Origin of the sequence: Pseudomonas laurentiana (genome assembly GCF_014648275.1) — a bacterium.
Classification (GTDB): Bacteria; Pseudomonadota; Gammaproteobacteria; order Pseudomonadales; family Pseudomonadaceae; genus Aquipseudomonas; species Aquipseudomonas laurentiana.
This window is the reverse complement of the sequence record NZ_BMQU01000162.1, coordinates 1-593: the sequence shown is the minus strand read 5'-3', so window position 1 is coordinate 593 and position 593 is coordinate 1. Positions and strand designations below refer to the sequence as shown.

At 65.3% G+C, this 593-nt stretch carries 1 pseudogene; it reads left to right on the top strand.

The features are described 5' to 3' along the window. Nucleotides 1-593: pseudogene (locus IE038_RS24135) on the top strand (T6SS effector BTH_I2691 family protein); the annotation flags it as partial.

Below are 593 nucleotides of genomic sequence, written 5' to 3'. Positions count from 1 at the left end.
CCTCGACGACCCGCTGGCGCTGGTTGACGACCTGAGCCTGAACCTCACCGGACGGCGCCTGGAACAGGCGCTGTTCGAGCAGCAACACCAGGAGAAACTGCAAACGGCCACAGCGGTACAAACACTGTGCGGCTTTGATTACGCACCGCTGTTACCTGCGCACGTCGCCCAGGACCCCGCGCTGACCCGCGCCTACACCGATGATCTGTACGCGTTGCTCAAGGCCGATGATGGCGTCGAGCGGGGTCGGGACGTGGTTGACGGACCCGAATCGGTACTCGTAGGGACGTGGCGCTGGGAGATCGAAGCACTCGAAGCAACGTTCATTCAGCGCTGGGGCAAACTCCCCCACCCCGGTACCTGGCGGCGCACGCTGGCCGAGTGGCGCGACAAACGCCTGTGGCGCGAAGACGTCCATTTCGATGAACTGCAAGGCTTCCTGAGCCGGGCCACGGCCCAGGCGGCCCAGCTTGAGGCCCATGCCCAGCGCAGCGAGCGCGACCTGCTCAACTGGCTGGAACGGCTTGCACCGAATGCCGACAGCCTGTTCTTCGACACCTGCAACCCGGCCCACAGCCGCGCCTTGCTGGAGA